This is a genomic window from Streptomyces sp. HNM0645, from assembly GCF_030056615.1.
Lineage (GTDB): Bacteria > Actinomycetota > Actinomycetes > Streptomycetales > Streptomycetaceae > Streptomyces > Streptomyces marianii.
This window is the reverse complement of record NZ_JASHLT010000048.1, coordinates 1-22,332: the sequence shown is the minus strand read 5'-3', so window position 1 is coordinate 22,332 and position 22,332 is coordinate 1. Positions and strand designations below refer to the sequence as shown.

The 22,332-nt window shown below is 71.5% G+C and carries 24 protein-coding genes and 2 pseudogenes; 10 read left to right on the top strand and 16 right to left on the bottom strand.

Features of this window, described 5'->3' with window-relative positions:
* Positions 1-43: 43 nt before the first annotated feature.
* Positions 44-451, bottom strand: coding sequence for a hypothetical protein (locus QMZ92_RS28030; RefSeq protein ID WP_283300296.1), 408 nt, complete (start codon positions 449-451; stop codon positions 44-46).
* Positions 452-891: 440 nt separating this feature from the next.
* Between QMZ92_RS28030 and QMZ92_RS28025 the strand changes: the two genes are divergently transcribed.
* Positions 892-1,611: an SDR family NAD(P)-dependent oxidoreductase gene (locus QMZ92_RS28025; protein WP_283300295.1), complete on the top strand. Its 720-nt coding sequence runs from the start codon at positions 892-894 to the stop codon at positions 1,609-1,611.
* Positions 1,612-2,061: 450 nt separating this feature from the next.
* On the opposite strand, the gene QMZ92_RS28020 is transcribed toward QMZ92_RS28025, so the two are convergent.
* The 3 genes from QMZ92_RS28020 to QMZ92_RS28010 form a co-directional block, all read right to left on the bottom strand.
* Entirely contained in the window at positions 2,062-2,826 is a 765-nt protein-coding gene (locus QMZ92_RS28020) for an aldehyde dehydrogenase family protein (protein ID WP_283300294.1), read from the bottom strand.
* Positions 2,827-3,342: 516 nt separating this feature from the next.
* A complete protein-coding gene (locus QMZ92_RS28015; protein WP_283300293.1) occupies positions 3,343-3,951 on the bottom strand; it encodes a ribonuclease FAU-1 family protein in 609 nt (202 codons plus the stop codon).
* An 88-nt stretch (positions 3,952-4,039) separates the two neighbouring features.
* Positions 4,040-4,387, bottom strand: a complete 348-nt coding sequence (locus tag QMZ92_RS28010) for an alpha-amylase inhibitor (RefSeq protein WP_283300292.1) — start codon at positions 4,385-4,387, stop codon at positions 4,040-4,042.
* Between the two features lie 418 nt (positions 4,388-4,805).
* Between QMZ92_RS28010 and msrA the strand changes: the two genes are divergently transcribed.
* Positions 4,806-5,327, top strand: coding sequence for a peptide-methionine (S)-S-oxide reductase MsrA (gene msrA, locus QMZ92_RS28005; protein ID WP_283300291.1), 522 nt, complete (start codon positions 4,806-4,808; stop codon positions 5,325-5,327).
* A gap of 212 nt (positions 5,328-5,539) precedes the next feature.
* Positions 5,540-5,731, top strand: a complete 192-nt coding sequence (locus tag QMZ92_RS28000; RefSeq protein ID WP_283300290.1) for a hypothetical protein — start codon at positions 5,540-5,542, stop codon at positions 5,729-5,731.
* Between the two features lie 159 nt (positions 5,732-5,890).
* Here the strand turns inward: QMZ92_RS28000 and QMZ92_RS27995 are convergent, their stop codons facing one another.
* Positions 5,891-6,835 (bottom strand): endonuclease/exonuclease/phosphatase family protein, encoded by a 945-nt coding sequence (locus tag QMZ92_RS27995; RefSeq protein ID WP_283300289.1) that lies wholly within the window; start codon positions 6,833-6,835, stop codon positions 5,891-5,893.
* A gap of 505 nt (positions 6,836-7,340) precedes the next feature.
* Positions 7,341-7,567, bottom strand: a pseudogene (locus tag QMZ92_RS27990) (helix-turn-helix transcriptional regulator).
* A gap of 197 nt (positions 7,568-7,764) precedes the next feature.
* Here QMZ92_RS27990 and QMZ92_RS27985 point away from each other — a divergent pair.
* Complete coding sequence (locus QMZ92_RS27985) at positions 7,765-8,178, top strand: ester cyclase (protein ID WP_283300288.1); 414 nt, start codon at positions 7,765-7,767, stop codon at positions 8,176-8,178.
* Between the two features lie 52 nt (positions 8,179-8,230).
* Positions 8,231-8,851, top strand: a complete 621-nt coding sequence (locus tag QMZ92_RS27980) for a mycothiol-dependent nitroreductase Rv2466c family protein (RefSeq protein ID WP_283300287.1) — start codon at positions 8,231-8,233, stop codon at positions 8,849-8,851.
* A 282-nt stretch (positions 8,852-9,133) separates the two neighbouring features.
* On the opposite strand, the gene QMZ92_RS27975 is transcribed toward QMZ92_RS27980, so the two are convergent.
* Positions 9,134-9,709, bottom strand: a complete 576-nt coding sequence (locus QMZ92_RS27975; protein ID WP_283300286.1) for a rhodanese-like domain-containing protein — start codon at positions 9,707-9,709, stop codon at positions 9,134-9,136.
* Positions 9,710-9,790: 81 nt separating this feature from the next.
* Between QMZ92_RS27975 and QMZ92_RS27970 the strand changes: the two genes are divergently transcribed.
* Positions 9,791-10,078, top strand: a complete 288-nt coding sequence (locus QMZ92_RS27970; RefSeq protein ID WP_283300327.1) for a metal-sensitive transcriptional regulator — start codon at positions 9,791-9,793, stop codon at positions 10,076-10,078.
* A 37-nt stretch (positions 10,079-10,115) separates the two neighbouring features.
* On the opposite strand, the gene QMZ92_RS27965 is transcribed toward QMZ92_RS27970, so the two are convergent.
* The 3 genes from QMZ92_RS27965 to QMZ92_RS27955 all read right to left on the bottom strand — a co-directional run bounded on the left by QMZ92_RS27965 (position 10,116) and on the right by QMZ92_RS27955 (position 12,754).
* On the bottom strand, positions 10,116-10,859 hold the full coding sequence (locus QMZ92_RS27965; RefSeq protein WP_283300285.1) for a sulfite exporter TauE/SafE family protein: 744 nt from the start codon (positions 10,857-10,859) through the stop codon (positions 10,116-10,118).
* Complete coding sequence (locus QMZ92_RS27960) at positions 10,856-11,221, bottom strand: rhodanese-like domain-containing protein (protein WP_283300326.1); 366 nt, start codon at positions 11,219-11,221, stop codon at positions 10,856-10,858. The genes QMZ92_RS27965 and QMZ92_RS27960 overlap by 4 nt, the downstream gene beginning before the upstream one ends.
* A gap of 165 nt (positions 11,222-11,386) precedes the next feature.
* Positions 11,387-12,754, bottom strand: coding sequence for an MBL fold metallo-hydrolase (locus tag QMZ92_RS27955; protein ID WP_283300283.1), 1,368 nt, complete (start codon positions 12,752-12,754; stop codon positions 11,387-11,389).
* A 154-nt stretch (positions 12,755-12,908) separates the two neighbouring features.
* Here QMZ92_RS27955 and QMZ92_RS27950 point away from each other — a divergent pair, with 154 nt between their 5' ends.
* Positions 12,909-13,307: a DUF302 domain-containing protein gene (locus QMZ92_RS27950; RefSeq protein ID WP_283300282.1), complete on the top strand. Its 399-nt coding sequence runs from the start codon at positions 12,909-12,911 to the stop codon at positions 13,305-13,307.
* Positions 13,308-13,518: 211 nt separating this feature from the next.
* Here the strand turns inward: QMZ92_RS27950 and QMZ92_RS27945 are convergent, their stop codons facing one another.
* The 3 genes and pseudogenes from QMZ92_RS27945 to QMZ92_RS27935 form a co-directional block, all read right to left on the bottom strand.
* A complete protein-coding gene (locus QMZ92_RS27945) occupies positions 13,519-14,106 on the bottom strand; it encodes a class I SAM-dependent methyltransferase (RefSeq protein ID WP_283300281.1) in 588 nt (195 codons plus the stop codon).
* A 142-nt stretch (positions 14,107-14,248) separates the two neighbouring features.
* Positions 14,249-14,434 (bottom strand): annotated as a pseudogene (locus tag QMZ92_RS36540) (response regulator); the annotation flags it as partial.
* Positions 14,435-14,551: 117 nt separating this feature from the next.
* The gene (locus QMZ92_RS27935; RefSeq protein WP_283300280.1) at positions 14,552-17,074 is read right to left on the bottom strand and encodes a heavy metal translocating P-type ATPase; all 2,523 of its coding nucleotides are present in this window, start codon (positions 17,072-17,074) and stop codon (positions 14,552-14,554) included.
* Positions 17,075-17,421: 347 nt separating this feature from the next.
* On the opposite strand from QMZ92_RS27935, the gene QMZ92_RS27930 reads away from it, so the two are divergent.
* The 3 genes from QMZ92_RS27930 (at position 17,422) to QMZ92_RS27920 (ending at position 19,070) form a co-directional block, all read left to right on the top strand.
* Complete coding sequence (locus QMZ92_RS27930; RefSeq protein WP_283300279.1) at positions 17,422-17,871, top strand: DUF6153 family protein; 450 nt, start codon at positions 17,422-17,424, stop codon at positions 17,869-17,871.
* A gap of 89 nt (positions 17,872-17,960) precedes the next feature.
* Positions 17,961-18,086: a hypothetical protein gene (locus QMZ92_RS27925; RefSeq protein ID WP_283300278.1), complete on the top strand. Its 126-nt coding sequence runs from the start codon at positions 17,961-17,963 to the stop codon at positions 18,084-18,086.
* Between the two features lie 96 nt (positions 18,087-18,182).
* On the top strand, positions 18,183-19,070 hold the full coding sequence (locus tag QMZ92_RS27920; RefSeq protein ID WP_283300277.1) for a F510_1955 family glycosylhydrolase: 888 nt from the start codon (positions 18,183-18,185) through the stop codon (positions 19,068-19,070).
* Positions 19,071-19,637: 567 nt separating this feature from the next.
* Here the strand turns inward: QMZ92_RS27920 and QMZ92_RS27915 are convergent.
* The 3 genes from QMZ92_RS27915 to QMZ92_RS27905 all read right to left on the bottom strand — a co-directional run bounded on the left by QMZ92_RS27915 (position 19,638) and on the right by QMZ92_RS27905 (position 21,615).
* Positions 19,638-19,823: a DUF1737 domain-containing protein gene (locus tag QMZ92_RS27915; RefSeq protein ID WP_283300276.1), complete on the bottom strand. Its 186-nt coding sequence runs from the start codon at positions 19,821-19,823 to the stop codon at positions 19,638-19,640.
* Positions 19,824-20,216: 393 nt separating this feature from the next.
* Positions 20,217-20,714: a hypothetical protein gene (locus QMZ92_RS27910; RefSeq protein WP_283300275.1), complete on the bottom strand. Its 498-nt coding sequence runs from the start codon at positions 20,712-20,714 to the stop codon at positions 20,217-20,219.
* 700 nt (positions 20,715-21,414) lie between these two features.
* Positions 21,415-21,615 carry a hypothetical protein gene (locus QMZ92_RS27905; protein WP_283300274.1) on the bottom strand — a complete coding sequence of 67 codons (201 nt, stop codon included), beginning with the start codon at positions 21,613-21,615 and terminating at the stop codon, positions 21,415-21,417.
* Positions 21,616-22,332 lie beyond the last annotated feature (717 nt).

The following is a 22,332-nucleotide window of genomic DNA, read 5'->3' as shown; positions in this document are numbered from 1 at the left end:
CGAGTGTCAATTGGCTCTCAGTAGCGATGCCACCGTGCTGCGGTCACGTAGTCGTCGGGGCGTCATCGGTTGCTTCGGGGACGTAGCCGCAAAGCTGCGGTGCGCATTCGGCCTTGTGGTCTCGGCCCCATGGGAGGTGTTCTCGCTCGATGGAGCGGACGCGGTGGACGAGTCGCAGCTGGTCCTTGCGGAGCGATGTCGAGGGCAACGCCGTGAAGGTCCCCGGGAGTACGGCGACCATGCCGCCGACCTGCTCTCCGTCGTACATCTGCAGCAGCATGGTGCACTGCCACCAACCGGTCTCGTCGCCGCGAGCGTTCGGAGTACCGAGCCAGTAGCAGTTCGCCGGAACCGGGAGGAGATCGTGGACGCCGTCGGGGGCGAGATGGGCCCGGAGCCACGATCCGCCACCACCCAGGCCGAGCCGAAGCCGTCGGACCCCGTCGTTCAAGGGGCGGACCGCTACGGTGTCGAGGGCCTTGAGAACGTTCGCTTCTGCGGGGTAGCGGCTGCCGCCCGGCGGCAGCGGATACCGCTCCGGACAGCGGCCGACAGCTCAACGCCAAGGCAACGACGCCGGTCGTGGCCCGAGTCAGGCCACCCCCCGGAGCGGCACCTGACCATCCGCACAGTCATGGCTGGACCCGACGCGTCCCATGCTGCGACGGATGCCGTGTCGCCTGCGGACATCGACGAAGGCCCGGCTCGCGTACTGGGCAGTGCCGGGACTGTCAAGGAGACCCGGAGCATGGTCAACCCTGTTGGTTTGGCCGCTCCCGGCTCCCCGCGGGTCTTCAGCAGAACATGCGCGAGTGACCTACGAGGATGCGGCGTTGGCTCTCTGCGACCGAGCGCGTGCGGACGGAACCGTGGTCTGATTACATGGGATCTGTGAACCGCTCCTCGGTCACCCCGCGCGTCGCTGTGGTCACCGGATCGAACCGCGGCCTGGGCTTGGCCATCGGCCGCGCGCTGGCCCGCACCGGTGATCATGCTGTGGTTGTCACGGGGCGCAGCGAGCAAGACGCCCGGTCGGCAGCCGCGCGACTGCGACGGGACACCGAGGTCATGGCGCACACGCTTGACGTCACCGACCCCGCCAGCGTCTGCCAGCTGTTCGCCGACGTCGAACGCAACTACGGGCGCCTGGATGCACTGGTCAACAACGCCGGCATAGCCATCGACTGGCACCTGCGGGCGACCACCATCGACATGGAGGCCGCACGCGCCACCTTGGAGACGAACCTGTTCGGCGCCTGGCGCTGCGCTCAGGCAGCCATCGCCCTGATGCGGGTCCACGACTACGGCCGGATCGTCAATGTCACCAGTTGCCTGGGCTCCCTGGAACGAATGGAAGCGGACTGTCCCGCCTATCGGATATCCAAAGCCGCCCTCAACGCACTGACCCGCATCCTGGCAGCCGAGACCGAGGACGAGAACATCAAGGTGAACGCCGCTAGCCCGGGCGGTGGCGTGGACACCCGGATGACTCGCGGCACGCCAGCGCTCTCCGCTGACCAGGCGGCTGATTCCCTGCTGTGGCTGACCTGCTGCCCACCCGACGGCCCCACTGGCGGTTTCTTCCTCGGCAGAGAGCAACTGCCCTGGTAACGCCATCACCCGTGCCAGGGCGCATCTCGCCCGAGCCGGACCAGTACCGGCACCGTCAACTTTCTAGGCATGTTCGCGCCAAGAAGATGGGCGCCAACCCTGGCAGACGTCCGCAGATCCTCCGGCGAGGTGACCCCCGCCTCCGCCGCGGCGATAGATTTTCCTGACGTGCACTCATCGCATCGCATTGCAAAGGCATCGAGCCCTCGGCCCGGCTGGGCCGCCACCGCTGGACCATCGACCGCACGATGTCCTGGCTCGCCTGATGCCGCAGACTGCGCCGCCGCTACGAAGCCCGCCCGGCGCCTCTCCTTGATCACCACAACGCGACCAAGGTGACGCGAGCACAACAGAGTCAGGGCCAGAACGCGAGAAACCGGGACAACAGGCCGTCGGACCGGCCGCAGAGAGCTACTTGTCACTTCGCGGCAGCTTCGGGAGTACAGGGGCCTAGCGCTGGATGGTTCCCGGAGTGATCGTCACACGCTCGCACTCGATGAAGTCCTCCATCGCCGACGCCTCCCCGGCGGTCCCGTCCAGAGCGCACGGCACATCGGCCGCGGCGACCAGGTACCGGGCACCCGCGCCGTCGTCCTCCGTGAACCCGTTGACGACGCCGCGCGGCAGGGACTCGACCTCGGAGAACATCCCGAAGACCAGGGCGTTGACGCGGGCGGTCTGCCCCGGCATCCGCACCACGCTGGTCGTACCGGCCGCCAGTGCCGGAGCCAGGGAACAGATGAGCAGGACGACCGGTGACCGGCCCGGCACGACGATTCCGGCCACACCGCGCGGGCGCCGCAGGACGAGGGAGCAGTTCCCCGGGGCGACTTCGAGGGCGCGCCCGTGACCGGTGCGCACGAGCGAGGCGAAGTAGCGCAGCCGCGACGGCACCGCCTCCGCCTCGAAGCGCGCGTGCTGCCTCGGCCTTCCGTCCGCCTGGGCCAGTGCCTCGGTCAACTGCCCGATGTGCGCGGCGAACACGTCCGCCATCTCGTGCAGGGTCCTCGCACGCAGATGCCGGTCGTCCTTCCAGCGGGTCTCGCCGAAGGCCCGCCGGGCCGCCGCGAGCGCCCGAGCCGCCATCTCCTGCCCGTCGCCGGCGCGTCGATGCGTGCCCCGCTCCCCCAGCGCCGGACGGATGCCGGCGCCGCCACGGCCGCCCGGACCCACCCAGGTGCCGTCGATCCAGTGCAACGCGGTCCCAGTCGTCATGGCTCACTCCCAGCTTCGTCCGGAGCGATGAGTGAACGGACACGTCGTTGTTCGGTGCTTCGCCGCCCGACATGGCCGCCGTACCGGACGAGGCCGGGCGCCGTGCAACGCGCCGCGGCCCGCATCGGCCGTCTCCGCGCCGACGCCGCCGGTGTACCCGAGTGGCAGATCCGTCTCGTGCAAGAACGCTGATCGGTCTCGTGGTGGAGTCGCTCGGACTTCCGTGGCGCCCGGGGCGCCCGCTCAGCCGTTCCCGGAGTGACCGGCTGATCTGGGAGGAATCGCCGCACCGCCTGTACGCCGGTGGTCCCGGCGGTCGCCGCCGGTTCATCGGCGGGTGGCCCGTCCCACGGGCCGCCCCACCATGCTGCCGTCCCCGGGTGCCGGGCGCAACGCGAACCCCGGGACCCCCCTGTTCCGGGCTTCCCTCCTGGTACGGGCGGTCGTGCCGTGGTCCGGGCGGTCGTGCCGGGCGGGGCCGCCGAGCGCGCCGGTGCGGCCGGGGCGCGGCGGCCCTCAGAGCGCGCCCGGGGAGCCGCCGTCCGTCAGGGCGACGGGTGCGGGGACGTCCCATCCGGCGGGCGGTGTCCACTCCCGCCACCGCTCCCACCAGCACTCACCGCGCTCGACGAGACCGGCGACGCGGGAGGCGGCCGCCCGCACGGCGGCCGCCTCCCCGGGCGTGAAACCGCCCGTGCGCACGCGCTCCTCGAAATGCTCGACATCCTTCCACCGATACGGGGAACCGTCGCCCGGAATGACGAGGTCCAGTTCATGGTCGAGCGTGTCGAACCCATGCGCCGTACGGGTGTACGGCGCCTGGAAGTTGACGTACCACTCCCTCAGTCCACCGCCCTCCCAGCGGCCCCACACCGCGTACCCCTCGCCCGGGCGCTGGAGTTGGAGCACACCGCTCGACTGCCACACGTGCGGGAACTCGCGCCAGGGGTGCGGGCCCCAGCGGAAGTCCCCCTGCCCGAAGGTGAGGGGCGTGCCCTGGGCCAGGTACACGGCGAGCGCGTGCTCGTCGTCACCGGCCACCCGCACGGGGTGGACCAGCCATTCGCGCCCGTCCAGCATCTCTCTGCGGACGATGGCCTCGCCCACGCGGAATCGTCTGTCCATGGGGCGCCACCCTACGGTGGCGGTCAGACGCGCCGGCGACGCCGGTGAGCGGCCGACCGGTGCCGCCGCGGGGCCTCGCGGGAGGGGGTCAGCCGGACGGCGACGGGCAGAGCCGCACCCCCAGCACGGCGTTGCCGCCGGTGCCGTACCCGGGGAACGTGACCGTCGTCCCGGGCTGCGCCTCACGGCACGGTACGTCGGTGCCGTCGGCGTACTCGACCGTCAGCCGGTGCGCGGTGTCGCAGCCGTTGCCGACATGGGTGTAGCGCCAGCTCGCCGCGTACCGGACGCATCCGGGAGCCGGTTCGCCTCCCGGGGCCGCTGCCGGCGCCGCCCGGGCCGCGCCGGCCGAGAACAACGCCGCCACCACCGCAGCGACGACAAGTGGAACAATCAACTGCCGATTCGGTAATTCGAGTTCAGATATTGAATCCATGTACCCAGTCTGCGGCACTAGGGCGCAATCCAGTGCCCTTTTCCTGGAGAGGTGACTTCAGATCATGAAGTGAAACCTGCGCGGACGGCGTCGGCATCGCGACGGGAGTGGACCTCGGGAGGGGTCCTGGGCCGCCGTTCCCACCACGCGGGCACCGCGCCCGGACGCCCGGTCGCGGTGTCCGAACCGACCGTGCAACTCACCATGCCGGAGGACACGGGCCCGGCGTGGGGACGAGCGCGGGAGCAGGGTGGCGAAGGCCCCTGCCGCGCCCGCCGACGGACGGCGGGACGACGACCGTGGGACGGCCCTCGCGTGGACCGGGGTCCGGGCGGCACCAGGCGCCACGGGACACCCCCGTTCGCACAGGACACACCGGCCGGAGGAGACTGGGGACCGGACAGAAAGGAAGTGGGACATGACTGCCCGAACCGAGAAGGCCGTTCTGGCGGGCGGCTGCTTCTGGGGGATGCAGGACCTCATCCGCAGGCAGCCGGGCGTGCTGGCGACCCGGGTCGGCTACACCGGGGGCGACACCCCCGACGCCACGTACCGGAACCACGGGGACCATGCCGAGGCGATCGAGATCGTCTACGACCCCGGCGCGACGAGCTACCGGGATCTGCTGGAGTTCTTCTTCCAGATCCACGACCCGACCACCAAGGACCGCCAAGGCAACGACATCGGCCGCAGCTACCGCTCCGCGATCTACTACACGGACGAGGCGCAGCAGCGCGTCGCGGTCGACACCATCGCCGATGTCGAGGCGAGCGGGTTGTGGCCGGGCCCGGTGGTGACCGAGGTGGAGCCCGCGGGCGACTTCTGGGAGGCGGAGCCGGAGCACCAGGATTACCTGGAGCGGTACCCGGACGGCTACACCTGCCACTTCCCCCGACCCGGCTGGAAGCTCCCCCGGCGCGCCGCCGACGCGGCGAGCTGACCGCCCGCACGGCAAGCCCCTGCGGCTGTCCGGCCCAGGTGCGGCCGCGCCGCAGACCCAGGTCACCGGGCCTGCCGGCAGGCCCTGCACACGGGATGCGCACGGCTTGACCTCCTGAGCCGGGCAGGCATAGCGTGACCAGCCCGGTTCGACAGGGGTCACCGGCCGGTGCCGGCGACCGGGGCCGAAGAAGCGTGACGAGGCGGGACGCGATGACGGACGGGGGGCCGGCCATGAGGGACGGCGGACGGAGCTCCGACAGCTTCGAGCGGGACCTACGGGAGACGGCCCGGTTCCTGGCTCACTACCGTAGGTCCGTCGCGTGGCGGAACCGCATCGCGTTGGTCTGCGTGTGCGTGGCGGTGTCCCTGTCCGTGTTCGCGGTCGGCGTGCTCGTCTTCTGAGGGCTGTCGCGAGAGTGGCCCGGTCCGCCCGCAGGGGCTCCGGGGACGTTCCCAACACGCCCCGGAGCCGGGGAAGGGCGCCAGTGCCCCTCCCCGGTTCTCGCGCAGTCCGCTCCGGCGGATCGCCGGGTACGCGCCGCCCGGAAGGAGGCGCGGGCGTCAGCCGTCGTCGCCGTCCGCGGTGAAGGTGAACGTGACGGACGGCGGATTGTGGTCGGACAGCGGCTTCCCCTTGCCGTCGAGGAACCGCTCGTACTCGTTGCCGTAGCGGACCGCTTCCAGCGTCAGCCCCGGACCGCTGCGGTAGAAGATCTTGTCGAGGAGCTCGCACGCGGTGGACTCCTTGCACGTGGGTGCCGAGTCGTCGACTCCGGGCGTCGAGCCACCCCTGACCAGCTGGACCCAGGCGTCGGTGAGCCCGTTGCCGTCCCGCAGTTCGCGGATGACGTCGCCGGACCTCGTGTATCGGCTGTTCGTGTCACCGCTGACGATGACGGCCCTCCCGGCGGAGTGCTTCTTGATGTAGCCGGACAGCTGGCGGACGTTGTCACGGCGGGCGCGCAGCATCTCCTCCGTGCCGGAACCCGCGTTCATGTGCGCGTTGTACAGGTCGAGCGACCGCCCGCCGGGAAGTTCCAGCCGCAGGTACGTGAAGCCCTTCGGCGTGAGGCAGTCGGCGTTGGTGCACCGGTTCCACGTCACCCGGTCGAGTTTCCTGAGCTTGAAAGCGGACAGCGTGTTGAGACCGTCCGAGAAGGGCACACCGGGCACCGGCACCCACGAGGGAACCGACGGAGGTGTCCGGTAGCGGTGCTCGTCGTACTTGACGAGGTCGGCGTGGTAGGCGAAGTCCTCCTGGACGTTCACGACGTCGTAGGCGTTGATCCTCTTGGATATCTCCTTCGTGTTCCGCGCGGGCCGACTGCCCGACAGGGGTTCGGGAAGTCCGGCGATGTTGTAGGTCAGCACGTCGAAGGTGCCGGTGAGGGGCGCGGTCGGGGAGTCGTCCGCGTATGCGGCGGGGGACGCGACCGTGGCCGCGACGACCGCCGTCAGGCTCACGCAGAGCATGCCGAACCGTGCTGCTTCACGTGGTGCGGACATGTCTTGGCCCTTCTCTGGGGGGACGGCGGGGGACGTCTGCACCACGGGAGACCACGGCCCGTGCGGGCCGACGCCGGGCGCAGCCGGGGTGGCCGCACCGGGTCTGCGGCACGCAGGTCGCCGCCTGCGGCACGGCACCCGTCGTGACGCCGCCGGCTCCGGCCCGTGCGGGCGCGGACACCGCTCCGGCGTGGAACACGCGCGCCGGCTCGAACTGACGGGTTGTCATAAACTCATCTTCCCGGTCGGGGACGGCCGGGCACAACCGTCCGGTCCGGCCGGGCGGCCCTCCGCCGCCCCCGACGACGGCGCAGCGGCCACCGAACCCGCGGCAAACCGACCCGACGCCCTGCCGGACCGCGGACATGGGGCGGGCCGGCAGCACCTGCCCGACACCTGCTCCGCCGATACGCGCACCGTCTCCACGGCATCCGGCATCCGACCGCCCGGTGTCCGGCGCGCCGTGGCCGCGGGGGAATCGACGCCCGCGCGGCCACGGCATCCCTCACTCGGAGGGTGGGGTGCTCCCGATCCGGGGGAACGGGGTGGTCGAGAAGATCACCTCGACCGGGACCTCGAAGTACTCCGCGATCCGCAGGGCCAGGTACAGGCTGGGCTGTACTCACCGCGCTCCAGATGGCCCACCGTCTGGTAGTGCACCCCGAGGGCATCGGCGAGCTGCCTGCGGGTGATGGCGCGCTCCACCCGCAGCACGGCGATTCGGTTGTGCACCGTCTCGGTCCCGGCGCCGCCCCGGGGGCGTCCCTGTTCACGGGCTGCCCGTCGGCCCGCGGCGGGCTTGTCGGTGCCGGTGCCGGGCCGGGGATCCGACGCCCCGGTCTCCGGCTCAGGCGCCGACGTGCCGCGGCGCGTCGGCGGTGTCGCGATGCTCGTCGGCGACGAGCACGCCGAGACCCGAAGGCATGACGATGAGTCAGAGCATCGAAGCCGTAAGACGGATGATCCGGGCGTACAACACGGGCAGGACCGGCGACGTCCACGCACTCTTCGACCCGGAGCACCTGAATCGGGCCACGATCGAGCACGAGTTCGGGAAAGGGCCCGAGGCGTTCGCGATGGCGGTAGCCTGGCCGCGGATGACCTTCCCCGAGGACGCGCGTCGCGCATCTGGAGGACGTCGAGTCGAGGAGCGGGGCGACTGGGTCCGGGCGTCCCCGGCACTCTGCGGCCGGCGCATCGGACCGCTGGCGGGCTTCGCACCCACCGGCCGCCGCTTCACGGTTGAGCGGATCCCTTCGCTGCGCGTCGTCGACGGCAAGGTCAGGGACCATCGGGACTGGCCCGAGTACCGGAGCACGTGCCGCCGGCTCGGTGAGCCGTGACCGGAGTCGCAGGGCCGGCGCCGACAGAACGCGACCGTGCGAGGAGCCGATCATGACCGAACTGCGGGCCGTCGACTTCTGGTTCGACCCCGTGTGCCCGTACACGTGGATCGCCTCGCGGTGGATGGTGGAGGTCACCAAGGTCCGGCCGGTGGACGTCCGCTGGCGGGTGATGAGTCTTTCGGTGCTCAACGAGCACCGGGACGACAACCCCGAGGGCGACTGGGAGGACTACATGTGGGCTCCGGTGCGGGTGTGCGCCGCCGTGGAGGAGCGGTTCGGCCAGCAGGCGCTCGGCGACCTCTTCACGGCGATGGGCACCCGCTTCCACCTCCAGGGGGACTGGGGGAACCTCACCGCGGTGCTGGCGGATGCCGGGCTGCCGGAGGAGATCGCGGAGGCCGCCGAGTCCACCGCCCACGACGAGGTGATCCGGTCCTCGCACGCGCAGGCCGTCGCCCTGGCCGGCGGTGACATCGGCACCCCGGTGATCTCGGTTGCCGGTCCCGGTGGCCAACGTGTCGGCTTCTTCGGTCCGGTCGTCTCCCCCGCGCCCACCGGGGAGGCGGCCGGACGGCTGTGGGACGGTTTCGTGCTGATGGCCGCTGTTCCGGGCTTCCATGAGGTCAAGCGCACCCGGACCGGCGAGCCCCGGTTCGACATGGCCGACTGACCCGCACGTCCGGTGGCGGCCGCGCCGCCCACCGCTGCCGGTGCACGCGCCGGAGCACGGCATCGGCGAGCGGCCGGCGCACCGGGCCCGGCAGCGCGTGCCCCGTGCCCGCGGTCCCCACCAAGCTCCGGGCGTCCTCCGCCGCCCTGCCGCACTCGGCCGGGCCGCACGACCCCCGGTGCTCAGGAGCTGTCGACGCGCGGGGGACGCAGTCAGGGCCTCGGGCCCTCCGGAAGAGAGGGGGTGGGAACCCGGCGAGCCGGGTCCCCACCTCTCCCCGGCTCAGCGGTCGCGGAGTCGGGCCAGGGTGTGGTCGAGCTCGGCGGCGCGGGGGCGGTTGTGGGGGAGCTTGGCGAGCATGGCGGCCATGCCGCAGGTGTTGGTGAGGGCGGAGTAGACCAGTCCGGCGGCGATGCCCGCCGACAGGATCTGGAATGCGGGATGGACGAGGAGGCCGAGGAGGAGGCCGAGGAGGACGAAGGCGCCGGCGGTGAGGCGGACTTGTCGTTCCATGCCCCAGGTGGCGCGAGTGGCGCCCTGGGGACGGTGCAGGTCATGGCCGTCGGCAGCCCAGGCACCGGTGCCGCCGGAGAGCGTGGCGGTGGCGATGCCGTTCTCGGCGAGGATGCGGCAGGCGTTCTCCGAGCGGGCGCCGGAAGCGCAGACGACGAGGACGTCGCCGCGGTCGGCCGCGTGGCGGATGTCGGGCAGGGCCCGCTGGATGTGGTCGAGGGGGATGTTCCGTGCGCCGGGCAGGTGGCCGCCGGCGTACTCACCCGGGGTGCGTACGTCGATGACGGTCAGTTCGTGCAGCCGGGTGCGGGCTTCGCCGGGACCGAGGGTGGTGGGCGTGACCATGGCGGATGTCATCCTTTCTGTCAGCAGTGCCCCCGACGAGGGGAGTATCTTACCCCTGGGGGTATTTAGTGAGGAGTGATGATGGAACTTGATCTGGCGGGAGCGGAGCTGAAGGCGGTCCTGAACCGGCTGCGCCGGGCACAGGGCCAGATCTCCGGAGTGATCCGGATGATCGAGGAGGGCAGGGACTGCGAGGAGGTCGTCACCCAGCTGGCTGCCGCGTCCCGCGCGCTGGACCGGGCCGGGTTCGCGATCATCGCCACGGGGCTGCAGCAGTGCCTGACCGAGACGGAGGACGGCAGCCGCTCCGGTGAGGACCGCGACGAGATGCGCGGCCGGCTGGAGAAGCTCTTCCTCTCGCTGGCCTGAGTCGTCCTCAGCCGCCCGGAGGCGCGGCGGCCCGCGCTCAGACGACCACGTCGACGAGCATGAAGGCCGCCACACCCAGTAGGACGAAGGCGAAGGCCCGTTGCAGGGCCTGGCCGGTGATCTTCGCGGCAAGGCGTTTCCCGTCCCAGGCACCGAGGACCGCGGCTCCGGTGAACGGGGCGATCACCTCCCAGCGCAGGTCCCCGCCGGTTCCGGTCCGCGCGGTGAGCGCGGCCAGCGAATTGACGGTGATGACCAGCAGGCTCGTGCCCACGGCCTGCTTCATCCGCAGACCGAGGACCCCCACCAGGGCCGGGACGGCGAGGAACCCGCCGCCCACGCCGAGGAAGCCCGTCACGGCTCCCAGCCCGGCCCCCGCTCCCGCCGCCCTGGCGGGACGTATCCGCTCCGGCGGCGGGGAGTTCGCGGGTCGCAGCATGCGCAGGGCGGCCAGCGCGGCGATGACCGCGAAGGCGGCGGTGAGCACCTCTGCCGGGAGGCGACCCGCAACCGCTCCGGCGAGGAACGCCGGCAGGATGCCCGCAGCCGCGAACAGCGTCCCGGTCTTCCAGACGACGTTGCCGTCTCGCGCGTGGGCGTAGAGGGCTGTGGCCGAGGTCGCGGCGACGATGATCAGGCTCGCGGTGGTCGCCGACGCGGGCGAGAACCCCAGCAGGTAGATCAGCGCGGGGACCGCGAGCACACTGCCACCGCCGCCGAGGGCGCCGAGGGCCAGGCCGATGACGGCCCCGGCGATCAGGGCGAGGACCAGGGTGCTCACGCTATCGAGCCGCTGTTCCCGCGATGGTCGACCACCGGGAATCCGGCGGCGGCCCACGCGTTCATGCCGCCCTCGACGTCCGTCGCGTCCGCACCCCGTTCCGTGAGGAGCTTCGCGGCCTGCTGCGAGCGGTGTCCGCTCCGGCAGATCACCACCAGCGGACGGCTCTGCGCGGAGGCGGGCAGCGCCGCGCCCGCGGCCAGCCGGGTCAGCGGGGCATGCACGGCACCCGGGGCGTGCCCGGCCTGCCACTCGGGCTTCTCCCGCACGTCCAGCAGGACGGCTTCCGGCCGGTCCCCACTGGTGCGGGTACGGGCCTCGTCCACGGACAGGCGCGGTGCGCTCCTACGGAAGAGGAACATCGTCTCCACTTCACCCTTCTCTCGGCCTTCTTGCTTCTTGTGCGGCCTTCTTGTGCGGTCTTCTTGTGCGGTCTTCTTGTGCGGTCTTCTTGTGCGGTCTTCTTGCTCAGGCGCCCTGCCCAGGTGCCCTGTTGGGGCGTGCCGGGCCGCCGGGCCCCGCCCGGTTCAGCCGGTGACGACGGTCAGCCCGGCCTCGGCGGCGGCGTCGAAGCCGTCGTCCACGGCCACCACCCGCCGTCCGGCGGCGTCCAGCAGCGAGGCGGCGATACCGGCGCGCATGCCGCCGGCGCAGTGCACCCAGACCGTGCCGTCGGGCACCTCACCGAGGCGGCGGTGCAGCTGGTGGATCGGGATGTGGACCGATCCCGCTATCCGGCCTTCGGCGCGCTCGGAGTCGCGGCGCACGTCGAGCACGACGATCCCGTTCCCGCCCTGCCCGTCCCGCTCGGCCAGTTCCGCGAACGTGGCACGGGGGAAGGACGCGGGGCTCTCGCCGGCGCGGAGCCAGTCACCGGGACCGCCGGTCGCGGCGGCGGCCGGGCGGTCGATGCCGACGCGCACCAGTTCCCGCTGAGCGGCGGCCAATTGCCCGGCCGTGTCGGCGAGCAGGGTGACCGGCTTGCCCCACGGGATCATCCAGGCGAGGTAGGTGGCGAGCTTGCCGTCCGCCTCGAAGTTGAACGAACCGGCGACGTGGCCCTCGGCGAACGCGATCCGGTTCCGCAGGTCCACCACCCACTCTCCGGCCGCGAGCCGTGCGGCGATCTCGGCCGGGTCGGCGACCGCGGGCGGGGTCAGGTCGACGGGGGCGGGGCCGGCGGCGTTGGCCGGACCCATGTGGGCGTAGTAGGCGGGCACGTCCTCGAGTCCTGCGAGCAGGTCGGCGACGAAGGTCTCCACATCGGCGGTGAGAGCCGTGTTGGCGGCCTTCTCCTTGCCGATGGTCGTGGCGTCGCCGTCGGCCTGCGCGGACGAGCAGAAGCTGCCGAACCCGTGCGTGGGCAGAACCGCCGTGTCATCCGGCAGGGCGTCGGCGAGGCGGTGCGCGGAGGCGTGCTGCGCGCGGGCCAGCTGTTCGGTCAGGCGGGGCTCGACGAGATCCGGACGGCCCACCGTGCCGATGAGCAGGGAGCCGCCGGTGAACGCGGCGACCGGGTGCCCCTCCACTCGGAGGACGTAAGCGGTGTGATGGGGCGTGTGCCCGGGCGTCGCGACGGCCGTCAGGGTCAGGTCCGTGTCGATGTCGACGGTGTCGCCGTCGACGACCGGGGTCCGGGTGAACGAGACCCGCGCGCCGGCCGGCACGAGATAGGCGGCTCCGGTGATGCGTGCGAGTTCCAGGCCGCCGGTGACGTAGTCGTTGTGGAGGTGCGTCTCCACCACATGGGATATGCGCACTCCCCGCCGGGCGGCCGCGGCGAGCACCTGGTCGACGTCACGGGGTGGGTCCACCGCCACCGCCGCCCGCTCGCCGCCGGCGAGGTAGCTGCGGTTGCCCAGGCCCTCGAGCTCGATCGTGTCAACGAAGAACACCGGGATACTCCTTTCGCATGGAAATTACCCCCAGGGGTATGACACCCACCCTAACACTCTTACCCCCGGGGGTATATTTCCCCGAGTGGCGGACGTCACATGTGCAGCGCAACCGCCGGGTACCCCGGCCGTACCGGAAACGAGGTGGAGGACCGTGTCCTACGAACGGACCGTGACGCTGAAGGCACCGTTCGAGCAGGTGCAGCAGGCCGTCCGGCAGGCCTTGGCCGAGCAGGGCTTCGGCGTCCTGACCGAGATCGACGTACAGGCGACGCTCAAGGCCAGGCTCGACCACGACATGGAGCGGTACCTGATCCTCGGTGCCTGCAACCCGCCCCTGGCACGCCAGGCCCTGGAGGCCGACCGTTCCGTCGGGCTCCTGCTGCCCTGCAACGTCGTCGTCCGGGCCGACGGCGACCAGGTCGTCGTGCAGGCCCTCGACCCCGGCGCCATGGTCTCCCTCACCGGCCTGGACGCCATGGCACCCGTCGCGCGTGAGGCCACCCGCCGTCTCGACGCGGCCCTCGCCTCCCTCAAGGCCGCCGGCGCATGACGGCCGCGCCCTCAGCGCGCCAGGTCCCGCGACGACGGCCCGTCCAAGGCCACCGCCGCAGCCGGTCCCCCGCCGCCCGTGGGCGGGGACGCGTCCGCCCGGCGCCGGCACCGCCGGCGCCGGGCCGGTGGCACGAACCCGGCGAGCGCCGTCGTGCAGGGTGCCTCGCCGGCGGTCAGGCGGCAGGGCGCGCGGAGACCGCCGGTCGACCTCACCGGCGGACGGCGCGGACCACCGTGTCCAGTGCCTCCTCCTGCCCCACCGGGCGGCGTGCGACCTCGGCCACGACGACATCGGCGCACCGTTCCCACGCCGCCCTGACCTGCTCCACGCTGGAGAGCACCCGCGGATCCTGCGGCCCGCCCGTCCCCTGGGCGAGGTTGGCGACGTCGTGACCGACGAGGAGCAGCGTTCCCCCGGGCCGTGCGGCCCTGCACGCGGTTTCCAGGACCCCCGCCATGTCCTGCCGGGGGAGTTGGAGGTAGGACAGGAGGACCAGGTCGTACGCGGCCTCTTCGGCGGTGTACCGGGTGACGTCGGCGACCTCGGCCCGCACCTGCGCCTGCCGGCCGTCCGCCGCGTCGGCGATACGCCGGACGGCGACCGGGGAGAAGTCGACGGCGTCCACGCGCCAGCCGCGGCCGGCCAGCCACAGGGCGTTGCGCCCCTCCCCCGCGGCCAGGTCCAGGGCCCGGCCGGGGGCCAGCCCGGATGCCTCCCTGACCACCCATCTGTTGGGCTCGGCCGGCCACACGCGTTCCGACACCCTGTACCGCTCGTCCCAGGCGTTCGCGTCCATGTCCCTCCTCCTCGGATCCCGGCCGCCGGTGCCGCTCGCGCGCCGGTCGCGTCGGCCGCCGGCCAGGTCGTCGGCGACATGGGGCGACCAGTTCGCGCGGGCGGAACGGCTTGACCACGTAGTCGTCGGCGCCCAGGCGCAGCCCCGTCACCCGGTCGTTCTCGCTCGCCCCGGCGGTGAGCATCACGATCGGCACGTCGCCGCCCTCGCGCAGCAGCCGGGCCACCTCCTCGCCGGACACGCCCCGCAGGCCCAGGTCGAGGACGACCGGATCGGGGTGGGCCGCGGTGGCGAGGTCGAGGGCACGGCGGCCGTCGCCCGCCTCCAGCGACCGTGCAGCCGTCGCGCTCCGGGTAGTCGCGCGGCAGGCCGCGCGGTTTCACCTCGTCGTCGGCGACCCGCACCGTCGCCATCAGCAGTCCGCCTTCCTCCCGTGTGGATCCGCTCATGCGGCCACGTGAGCCGGGGCCTCGGCCTCGGCCCGTGCGGGCGGGGCGCCGGGGAGCGGGCCGGGGGCGAAGCGGCGCAGCCGGTTGGCGTTGCCCACCACCGAGAGCGAGGACAGCGCCATCGCCGCGGCCGCGACGATCGGGCTGAGCAACCAGCCGGTGAACGGGTAGAGCACACCGGCCGCGACGGGGATGCCCGCGGTGTTGTAGACGAACGCGAGGAACAGGTTCTGGCGGATGTTGCGCATCGTGGCCCGGCTCAGCGTCACCGCGCTGACCACACCGCCCAAGGACCCGGAGATCAGTGTGATGTCGGCCGCCTCGATGGCGACATCGGTGCCGGTGCCGATGGCGAACCCGACGTCCGCCTGGGCGAGCGCCGGGGCGTCGTTGATGCCGTCGCCCACCATGCCGACGCGCTTGCCCTCCTCCTGGAGGCGGCGGATCTCGTCCGCCTTGTGCTCGGGCAGCACCTCGGCCAGCACCCGGTCGATGCCGACCTCGGCCGCGATGGCCTCGGCGGTCCGCGCGTTGTCCCCGGTGATCATCACGACCTCCAGGCCGAGCCGCTTCAGCGCGGTGACGGCGGCGGCCGAGTCCTCCTTGACCGTGTCCGCGACGGCGACCAGCCCCAGCGGCCGGCCGTCGGCGGCGGCGTACACGGCTGTCTTGCCCTCTGCCGCCAACCGGTCCGCCTCCGCCGACAGGCCAGCCGTGTCGATGCCCTGGTCGGACAGGAGCGCTTCCTTGCCCACCAGCACCCGGCGGCCGTCGACGACGGCGGTGATGCCGTGTCCGGTGACCGAGTCGAACTCGCCGACCCGGGCCAGGGCGATGCCACGGCCGGTGGCACCGGAGACGATCGCCTGGCCCAGAGGATGCTCGGAGGAGTGCTCGGCCGAGGCGACCAGGCGCAAGATCTCGTCCTCGGCGGTGCCCTCGGCGGCGAGTACGTCGGTCAGCTCGGGCCGCCCCCGGGTGACGGTACCGGTCTTGTCCAGCACGACCACGTCCAGCCGCTGGGCGGTCTCCAGCGCCTCGGCGGAGCGGATCAGGATCCCCGCCTGGGCTCCCTTCCCGGTGCCCACCATGATCGACAGCGGGGTCGCCAGGCCCAGCGCGCACGGGCAGGCGATGATCAGCACCGCCACGGCGGCCACCAGCCCGAGGGTCAGCGCCGGGGCAGGCCCGACGAGGAACCACACGGTGAACGAGGCGACGGCGATGAACACCACCACCGGTACGAAGTAACTCGCGACCAGGTCGGCGATCCGCTGGATGGGTGCCCTGGATGCCTGCGCCTGCTGCACCAGCCGGACGATCTGGGCGAGCACCGTGTCCGCGCCGACCTTGGTCGCCCGGAAGCGGAAGGCCCCGGTCTGGTTGATGGTCGCGCCCACGACCTCGTCACCCGCGCTCTTGGTCACCGGGATCGACTCCCCCGTCACCATGGACTCGTCCAGCGTGGATCGGCCGTCCACGATCACCCCGTCCACCGGGACCTTCTCCCCGGGGCGGACGGCGACGACGTCCCCGGCGGCGACCTGCTCGACGGGCACCTCCACCTCCGCGCCGTCCCGCACCACCCGGGCGGTCTTCGCCTGCAGGTTCAGCAGTTCACGGATCGCCTGCCCGGTGCCCGCCTTGGCCTTCGCCTCGAAGAGGCGGCCGAGCAGGATCAGGGTGAGGATGACGCCGACCGCCTCGTAGTACACCTCGCGCACGCCCACGGGCAGCAGTCCCGGCGCCACGGTGACCAGCACGCTGTAGCCGTACGCCGCCGACGTGCCCAGCGTGATCAGCGCGTTCATCTCGGCGGTGCGGTTACGCAGGGCGAGCCAGCCGGTGCGGTGGATCGGCCACCCGGTGTAGAACATCACCGGCGTGATCAGCGCGAACTGCCACCACCGGTTGAGCAGCAGGCCGGGCACGTCCACACCGAACACCTCGTGCAGCATGACGGCCACCACGACCGGCAGCGACAGCACTGCCCCGACGGTGACACGCCGCGTCAGATCGGCGATCTCCGCTCGCCGCGCGGCCGCCTCGGCGTCCTCCCGCTCCGCGGCGCCCGCCTGGGGCCGCGCGAGCGGAGCCCGCTCCTCCTCGGCGGCGCCGGCGGCGGGCGCCGGGATCTCGCCGTCGCTCGGCTCGACGAGCAACGTTCCGTGCACCATGCTCATCCCGCACACGAAGCCGAACCGGCCCGGCCGGTCCGGGGTGAACTCCACCACGGTCGTGGCGAACGCCGGGAGCGAGGCGGCGATCCGGAAGTCGGGGAAGAGCACCCGGGAGGTGCAGTCCCCCGCCTCCTGTCGGTCGAAGACCATCCGAACCAGTACCCCTTGGCGGACCCGGATCAGGTCCGGCGCGTAGCTGCCCTTGACCGTGACGCCGATCTCCTGGAAGCCGTCTCTGAGCACGGCCCGGCTCGACTTCTTCGAACCGAAGAAGTACCAGGCCAGGAACGCGATCAGCGCGACCGCCCCAGCCACGACCCCGATATCCGCGGCGCTCATGACGTCCTCCCTCCGCGGGCCGGTCGTTCAGCGGTGCCGGCCGCAGCATCACCCGGGCTCCTGAATCCGAAGCTACGCCTCCCCCCAGGGGTGGCAAGGCGGCGGTGGGCGGTGCCGGGGACGGAAGGAGACGATGCCCGGCGGCGGGGACTCCCGGGCACGGCCACCACCGTACGGGCTGATCCCGGCCGCGCCCCCGCTGTCGCCCGCCACGCCCGCCGGCCGCGTGGGATCGGTCCGGTCGGGCCGGAGCCGCTGACGAACCGGCCGCCGCAGCGCGGATCCCGGAGCCTCGGCTATCTTCGACTGCGGAGGTGAACGTAAAGGTGCAGCAGTACACACGGGCAATGGGCGTCGCAGCGCGTCTCCTGCTCGTCGTGGTGCTGGCACTCGGCGTGTTCATCATGCACACCGTGGGTCACCCCGCTGACGGCTCCGCGACGGGGACGGCCTCCCCCTCGCACATGACGAGCATGGCCGGGATTCCCGGCCACGGCCGCGGCGCGGACGCCGTCCCCGACACGGGGCTGCCTCCGGCTCCGCGCACTGCGGACGCGGCCGCCGGACCGGAGCAGGCCATCGGCCCCGCACCGGCGGACGTACCCGGTACGGCGCTGGACATGGCCTCGCTGTGTCTGGCCGTCCTCGGCTCCTGGGCTCTGGCCGCACTGTTGCACACCGTGTTCGTGGGGCGACGCGTCCTGTTCGCGAGCCTCGCCACCAGGGTTCTCGCAGCCGCGCGCCCCGATCCCCCGAGAGCTCCCGACCTCGCCCAACTGTCGATTCTGCGGATCTAGGCCGAATCTCCCGCGCAGGGGGCCATCGGCTCTGCCCTGCCGTCACGCCTACGCATCCACACGCACGATCGACACCACGAGGCCGGAACATGACCACAACCAAGTTGACCGCAGCCAAGCGCCGCAACGCCGCCGCCAGGAAGCTCGCCGACGAGGTCGTCAAGAACCAGTCCGCCGAGGTAGTACAGATGCGGAGCATCCTCGACCGGCTCTGATCCACGCCGTGCTCCACACTGTCCGAGCCTTCGCGCAAGGCCCGGACAGCGTGCGCGCGCCCTACTCGCCCCATCCCTCGGCAGGACAAGAAGAAGATGAAGCTCAGCATTCCCAAACGCCCCCTGGCCGCCACCGCGGCCCTCGCCCTCGGACTCGTACTGACCGCCTGCGCCGGCGACAGCGGCACGGGCACCGGCACCACTGCCGGGGAGACGTCCGCTTCGCTGCACGGCCACGTCCACGGGCTGGGCACGGACCCCGCCGACGGCCGGCTCTACGTCGCCACCCACGAAGGCCTCTTCACGCCGGGCAAGGACGGCGCGGCCGAGCGGGTCAGCGCAAGCGCGGACGATTTCATGGGATTCACCGTCGCCGAGGCGGGGACGTTCCTGGCCAGCGGCCACCCCGCCACCGGTACCGGCGGCCCCGCCAACCTCGGCCTGATCGAGAGCACCGATTCCGGCAAGACCTGGAAGACCCGCTCCCTGTCCGGCGAGGTCGACTTCCACGCCCTCGAATACGCCCACGGCACCATCTACGGCTACGACAGCACCAACGCCCTGCTGCGCATCAGCAAGGACGGAACGGCCTGGGACGACCGCGCCCGCCTCCAGGCACTGGACATCGCCGTCAGCCCGGACAGCCCGGACACCGTCCTCGCCACCACCGTCGACGGCGTCGCACAGAGCACCGACGGCGGCAGGACCTTCGCCAAGGGCCGGCAGCCGGCTATGGCGTTCCTCTCATGGCCGGAGTCCGGGGCTCTGTACGGGATCGACGACGCGGGCGGGCTCAGCCGCAGCGGCGACGGTGGCGCCACCTGGCAGCAGGCGGGCACCGTTCCCGGCGGACAGGCCCAGGCACTCACCGCGATCGACGACCGTCACATCCTCGCCGCCACACAGAGCGGCGTCTACGAGTCCCGGGACGGTGGAAAGACGTTCACCCAGCGGTTCGCGGTCGAGGCCGGCGACGGCCACTGACCCACACGGCCGGAAGACTCCGCCGGAGCCGGCGCCCCACGGCACCGGCTCCGGCGGGGTCTTCGTCCAGGCCGGCAACGCCGGACGACGCGTACGAACAGGCGACGCGCACCCGGCTCCGCCCAGGGCCCCCGAGGCCCGCCACCGGCAACGTTCGCCGTATGGCGTTCCGGCAATCCGCGGCGCGCCACCGCGGTGCGCGGGCACGCCCCACAGCGCCGCCGGGTTCGCCGTCGACGTCGCGACAGGGGCGAGCGTCACCGCCGTTTGGTCCGTCCCCCGCATTCGGGACGCACAGGCTGCGACGGTCCGGTCACCCACCGGCTCCTCCCCCGTGGCCTCAGACGCCGGCTCACCCCCTCGCACAGGGCGCCGTGGAGCGGCCACCCGTCCCGCCGCCTTCCCGACGAGGAAGGTCACAGCCGACCTCCAGGCCGGAACCGGCCTGCGGCTTTCCAGCGTCTGCCCGAGCGGCCTCGACGGCGAGGTGACCGCACAGCTCGGGGTCGGCGATTGCTCTCTTCTCACTTCACGGGCCGATCACGGCCACCGCTGCTCCCGTAGGCGTTACGGCAGTGCAGGCCAGACCAACGCCTGGGCGACGATGACGTTCTCACCGTTGAAGGTGACGGCGGGGCCTTCGTGCAGTTCGTAGCCAAGTCCGATCGCTTCGCTCACACGTCGGCAGAACGCGGCGTCGTCCGGGCCGGTCAAGACTCGGTAGACAGGCAATCCGTCTGGTGGGGTGCTCATGAGGAGAAGGATCTCAAACTCACCCGCCAACCGAGCCGCCGGGCCGTCACGTCCAGAACTCGGTGGCTCCCAAGGCCGCTGCTCCCCTTCGTCGGTTCCGCCCGGTATCGCCACCGGGTCCAGGCCAGCGTCAGCGGCCTCCGCGGCATGCAGGCCGGCAACCGCGAGAGCCGAGATCCATTCATCGAGTCGCTTCCGCGCCGAGATCGGACCGGCGTTCCGAGGCGCGGCGGATCGCCTCCGGCCGTCCACGCCGCAGCGTCGCCGCCCTCCACCACGCCTCCTGCAAGTCCCGGGCCCCTCGACCCCATCGGCCTGCCCTGACCAGCAACCTCACAGGACAACGCGACCTTGCAGGGCCCTGCCCCTCACCGGCGGCACGGTGGAGGCACGTCACTCACCGACTTCCTTGCGGAAGAGGATTGTGTTGTCCACTTTGAGGTCGGAACCCCAGATCAGCTTGGCGCCGGCGTCCCAGTCGACGTCGGCGTATCCCTCTTTCGGCCCGACCTCGTCGGCAGTCCACTCCGTTGCCGACGCCCACGGTGCGCTGTCGAAGTCGGCACTCGTCCAGTTCTCCGGCGTGTCGATGGTCTCGGACTCGCACGTGGTGGGGTCGTCGCTCTGCTCGCACGCGGTGTTGAGCGGGGCGCGTTGCACGACCAGCGCGGACCAGGAGGAGTCCGTCACCGCGACGACTTCCCCGTTCTCGGTGTTCGTGATCTGTGCGATCAGGCCGCCGTCGCCCATCTGCTGCTTTCCCGTGCCGATGTACTCGAGCCCCGAATCCGTCTCCTTGTAGTCCTTCGCCTCGATCGCGACCGTGAATGGAGCCGTGGCCGTGAACGTGAACGTCTCGGAATTGAAGGAGCGTTCGGTCGTGATCGGCACCGAGTCCTCTCCGACGGGTGAACCATCGACGTGGACCGCCATCCAGTTGTCAGCCCAGACGTCAATTTGGTACGTGCTTTCCGATCTGTCCGCCTGATCCACTCCTTGTGAATCGGCTCCCGCCGTGCAGGCGGCAACCGAAGAAGAGAACAGGAGACACAGAACGGCAGCACGGATTCGATACATCGGAAGTTACCTCACCGGTAGGTGGAGCATGGACGGGCCGACCGCCTCGCCCGCGTGGCAGGAAGGCCGGTCACGCGACCGAGAGCCCCCGCCCGGTCGCTCTTCGGTTCGTTCACGCCGCACTTGACCGCCGACGTCATCCGGAACGTACGTATGCACGGCGGCCCCAGGCAACAGAGAGACCACAAGGCACAGGAAACCCATAAGAAACACAGGAGGATCTGAGCCTGGACCCACCGTGCGACGGTCGGCCACTGAACGAAGGAATGAGCAGAAATGCCTGCCGGCCTGGAATGACGGGAGTTCCCGCACCCGCATCAGTCCCACGAAGCAAGGCACCTCGCAAGCGAGGGTGAGCCCTCTCCGACCCCAGTTCGATCAGGTCGGATCCAGGGCGAGGACTACTCGAACGACGTCGGTCGCGCGTCCGGGTAGCCCTCGAAGGCCGGTTGCCAGGGGGCGATCGCCTCGGAGGCGCGCTCGCGCGGCAGCACCGCGCCCACGATCAAGGTCGTCACGCCCTCGCCGACGGGGCGGCCGCTCCACGGGCACAGCTCGGGGTCGACACCCTCGGGATCACTCCGACGGGAACGGTCATGCCGTTGGGGCGGCACACGTCGGCGACGAAGCGGGCCGGTACGACGACCGCGCGGGCGCGGTTCAGCTTGCGGGGCCAGTCGGCGGGCGGTTCGCTCGACTCCCACATGGTGTGCACGAAGTGCCCGGTCCCCGCGCAGGGCCCGAGCTCAGGCTCCAGGGCGCAGTGGAGAAGAGAACGGGCCCTTCCTCGTACGGTGTGGAGTCCATGAGCAGGTCGGGCATCTCCGGAGACAGGCCCTCGGGGAACATCTTGATGGGGATGACGCCGACCCGGGCGCCACCTTGAGCCATTCCCAGGGCGGCGTACTCCGCCGGACTCCCATAGCCATCCGCCACGAGGACATGCCACCAGGTTTACTGACGCAGGGGCTTTCTCATTCACGCTGCGACGGCCCCGCTTTCCACTCGTGACTGTCGGACGCACCGCCGCGACCACCCCCTGGACACGGAAAGGGCAAGCCCCGGGAGGAGGAGATCGGCCACGCTCGGCAAACATCACGCCCCTGACCAGGAACTTCCTGACGAAAGCACGAGACGGTTCGAGGTGACCCTTCGGGACGCTAAGCAACTAATGCGAATTAGTCAACAGCCCAGTACCTGCGTCCTGTCGGGGGCGTTCGTCCATTACGTCCCCGACAGATCCGATGCTTGACCATGCATCAGAAAGTGCTCTAGCCTCCCCGTTTCGCTTCGAGTGGTTGAGCTGGGGTGATGGCGGAGGATTGGTGCGGTCGGCCCCTGGTCGTTGAGTGGGCATGGCTTGGGCCCGACGCTCGGGTCGGGGTCTCCAACGGGTTCCTCGGTGGTGGGCGGGCAGGGACAGCGCCGCAGG